At 50.7% G+C, this 3875-nt stretch carries 3 protein-coding genes; all 3 read right to left on the reverse strand.

The features are described from left to right. Positions 1-237 precede the first annotated feature (237 nt). Positions 238-2919 (reverse strand): aminopeptidase N, encoded by a 2682-nt coding sequence (gene pepN, locus AAH187_RS18885; protein WP_342350041.1) that lies wholly within the window; start codon positions 2917-2919, stop codon positions 238-240. Positions 2920-3451: 532 nt separating this feature from the next. Next, positions 3452-3706, reverse strand: coding sequence for a hypothetical protein (locus AAH187_RS18890; protein ID WP_342350042.1), 255 nt, complete (start codon positions 3704-3706; stop codon positions 3452-3454). Continuing rightward, positions 3696-3875 (reverse strand): hypothetical protein (locus tag AAH187_RS18895; RefSeq protein ID WP_342350043.1); only part of this gene is annotated, 180 nt, incomplete at its 5' end. The genes AAH187_RS18895 and AAH187_RS18890, both read right to left, overlap by 11 nt.

Consider the following 3875-nt stretch of genomic DNA (forward strand, 5'->3'; position numbering starts at 1 on the left):
CAACTCGCAGGACGGAGGATTGAAAAAACAGAAGGATATGAATTTTGCTGACTCATTGTTTAAGTGGCTGGGCACAGATCCTTCGCTGCGCTCAGGATGACAACTACTTTAAGACGGATGTCGGGGGTGAGGAGGCGGAGGAAGGGCTTCGAATAGGACATGGCAAGAGTAAGGGGGGGTATTGATTGATGTTAGGGCTCGCTCAACTTTGCGCCCTGTCTGTCCTCAACCCGGCTTTTATGTTGGTGACGGAGATGGTGTTTGAGCATCCCCTTTCCCAGCCCTGAGCTGGCTAAATGTTTCCTTCCCCAAATACCGCTCCAGCTTTTCACTGAGATCGGGTGAGAGACGTTCCATGGCGGCTATACGAAAAAGTTGTGCCTCCATGTGGGTTTGTAAATCCATTCGATGCTGCCTGAATTTTTCGAATGCCCCAATCATTCTTGAGGCCACTTGGGGATTTTTGGCATCCAGCTTCATGAGAAAGTCCGCGACAAAGGCATACCCTGATCCGTCTTCCGCATGAAAGCCTTTGGGGTTGGCCTGCGAGAAGGTCCCATACAACGCTCGCATTCTGTTCGGGGTGGGGTGTGTAAAGGCTTCATGTCCTGTCAGGGCTTTGACGATCTGGAGAATATCATCGGTCTGTGATCTCGCGAAAGCCCCGATCCACTTATCCACGACTAACGCATCATTGGCAAACTGATAGTAAAAATGTTGGGTTACGCCGTCTCGATATGATTGCGCCTCATCCATATTGATGATGATCGTCAGCGCCGCATAGCGGTCGGTCATATTGTTGGCCTGGCTATATTGCTTCACGGCCAGCTTGGCCACGTCTGCGTCTCCTGAATGCGACAAATACGCGAGCGCGGTGTTTTGCAGGCTGCGGCGGCCGGCATCGGCACGATCATACGCTTTCACGGGATCATAATTGGTGTTGTATATCTTAAGAAACTCATCGTGAAGCTCACGGCCTACTGTTTCCAGATATGTTTTGCGTACTCTTAGAATAGCTTGCGGATCAATCACTTTTCGGTTAGGAGCCATTTCCTGATAGACGGGCAAGCTGAGAGCCAGGCTCATGAGTTCCTGGTCCATATCTGTTCGTTGCACAATCCTACGAAACGAATCCAGCACATCTCCGCCAACGACGATGTCTTCTCCGCGTTCATGACGATCAATCTGTGCCATGAGTTTGGTGGTGAGGAATCGGTTTCCTGCTTCCCACTGATTGAATCCATCACGGTCATGCACCATCAGATGTCGCAATTGGTCGTCTGTGTACGGAGCCTCCAGATTGACCGGAGCGGAAAAATGGCGGAAGAGCGAAGGGACACAGTCAGGGGGGATATTCTCGAAGGTAAATGCCTGTTTCGCTTGCGTGAGCTCCAGCATCCCCTGCGTGACATCCTGACCATCGGGCCCCACCAACCCGAATTTCACAGGAATGTGTCTGGGGTGACCCGTTGATTGATTAGGTATGGTTGGGACAATCTGTTCGAGCGTGAGGGTGAACAATTGCTTCGCATGCTCATACGACCAATTGGCTTTCACCGTCGGTGTGCCTGCCTGTGTATACCAGAGCATGAACTGGCTGAGGTCACGACCGGACGCCTCCTCCATACAGTGCACCCAATCTTCAACCGTGACCGCTTGCCCGTCGAATCGTTCAAAATATAGGTCCGACGCTTTGCGAAAACTCTCCTTGGCCAATAATGTCTGCAACATCCTATTGAGCTCCGCACCTTTGCTGTAGACGGTTGCGGTGTAAAAGTTATTGATGGTGACAAATTGATTGGGTCGCGGTGGATGGGCCATGGGCCCTGCATCTTCGGGGAATTGACTCATCCGTAGGTTTCTGACGTTCGCGATACGATTCACCGCTTGTGAACCCATATCCCCGGAAAATTCCTGATCTCTGAAGACCGTTAAGCCTTCTTTTAAACAGAGCTGAAACCAGTCCCGGCACGTCACCCGGTTGCCGGTCCAATTGTGAAAATATTCGTGCGCAATCACCCCTTCCACGCCTTCATAATCGGCATCGGTCGCTGTAGAAGGATGCGCCAACACATACTTCGTGTTGAAAATATTCAGGGACTTGTTTTCCATCGCACCCATATTGAAATCGTCAACCGCCACAATATTGAACAGGTCCAGATCATATTCACGACCATACACCTCTTCGTCCCATGTCATCGAACGTTTCAGTGAGGCCATGGCATGATCAAGTTTATCGAGGTCTTTGGCATCGGCATAAATACACAACGCCACTTGACGCCCACTGGCTGTCACGAAGGTATCGTCAATACATGCGAGATCACCCCCGACAAGGGCAAATAAATAACTCGGTTTGGGGAAAGGGTCCTCCCACACCGCATAATGACGTTGATCATCCATTGGCCCATGATCGACGAGATTCCCGTTAGAAAGGAGAACAGGGGCAGCAATTTGATCGGCAATAATCTTCGTGGTGTAGGTCGCCATATTATCCGAGCGGTCGGGGAAAAAGGTGATCCGTCGAAACCCTTCGGCTTCACATTGCGTGCACCAGTTGCCCCCTGATTTATACAGACCTTCAAGGGCGGTATTCTGTTCGGGGTAAATTTTGACCAGGGTGTCTACCGTAAACGACTCATCCGGGGGGAGGAGAGAAAGGGACGCTTGAGAAACCACATAGCCTTCTTTCAGATTGGTCCCCTTGGGTATCGCGAGGCCATTGAGTTTCACCTCCAGCAATTCCAGATTTTCGCCATCGAGGACCAACGGGTGGTCATGACTGCCATTTTTTTTCACCTGTAGCCTGGCGCTGACCAACGTCTCTCCATCGCGTAGGTCAAATGTCAGATTAACATGTGTGACCCAGTAATCAGGTGGTGTGTAATCTTTCAGGTACGTCACTTTATTAGTTTCAAGCATAGCATCATCTCCAACTATTGAATTGTGTTGGCTTCTTGCACATAGCAACCTATGGCATTGTCACCAAAACCAACCTCACCCGCAATAGGATAGACTGTAGAATGGGTCCACCATCACACGTAAATCATGAGCGATGCCCCCACTCCATCCAAGCTAAAATTTAAACGGACAGTCTCACCCCGAAAATTCAGTCAATTATGGTCTCTGCCTTCCTTTTCTTGGTTTTCTGTGATGCCGGGTTTCGGCCAGGCAGGTGAGCCACTGTTGTTTCGGCAAACGTGGCCAAAACCATTGATGCCCCGTCTGGTCTCTTTTAGGAGGTGAGGGACGCTAACTCTGCAGAGAGCGGACCAACTCACGGAGCCAGCCCTGAGTTTTTGAAGGGCTCAGACATGGTCCGCTGGCTGATAAGAGCATCCCTCCTACGGGCCAGCCGGCAGGCGTCGGATCAACGGGCCGCCTGTCGATTTGGGGTTCAGTCAGGGTGGCCGACCTGAGGGTGGGGAATGAGTGGATTATTTAGACGGTGGCGCTAACGGGTCTTTTTTGATTGAGCTTTCTGGTGAGGTGCGGTCGTTTTTCTCTGTGGTCTGTTTGCTGTGGTCTTTTTGGGTGATCGTGTCGCGCGATGTTCTGCAACGATATCGACAATTTTGCCATTTCGAAACACATACACGGGTGTGTTGGTGTCAAGCCCCAATTGTCTTGCATTTGCAGCCGCACGTTTTAATGCCACTCCCACCTTGGCCAGATCCGGGTCTTTGATTTTTATCTGTTTATCGGTCATTGTTCCCTCCTTCAGAGTCAACATATCCCGGTCTTTCCAATGCATTATCATAGAGAATCCATGTGTTCACAAGTGGTCGATATATCTGTTGAAAATTTCGCCAACCTGCCATGAATCTTCTTCGAACGATGGGTTCCGCTACAGCATGCCCGCCTTGCGCCACCCGGGC

The organism is uncultured Nitrospira sp., from assembly GCA_902500695.1.
Classification (GTDB): Bacteria; Nitrospirota; Nitrospiria; order Nitrospirales; family UBA8639; genus Nitrospira_E.

Coding starts and splice junctions, on each gene's coding strand:
- AAH187_RS18890 (WP_342350042.1), bottom strand. CDS start 3,706: ATGACCGATAAACAGATAAAAATCAAAGACCCGGATCTGGCCAAGGTG.
- pepN (WP_342350041.1), bottom strand. CDS start 2,919: ATGCTTGAAACTAATAAAGTGACGTACCTGAAAGATTACACACCACCT.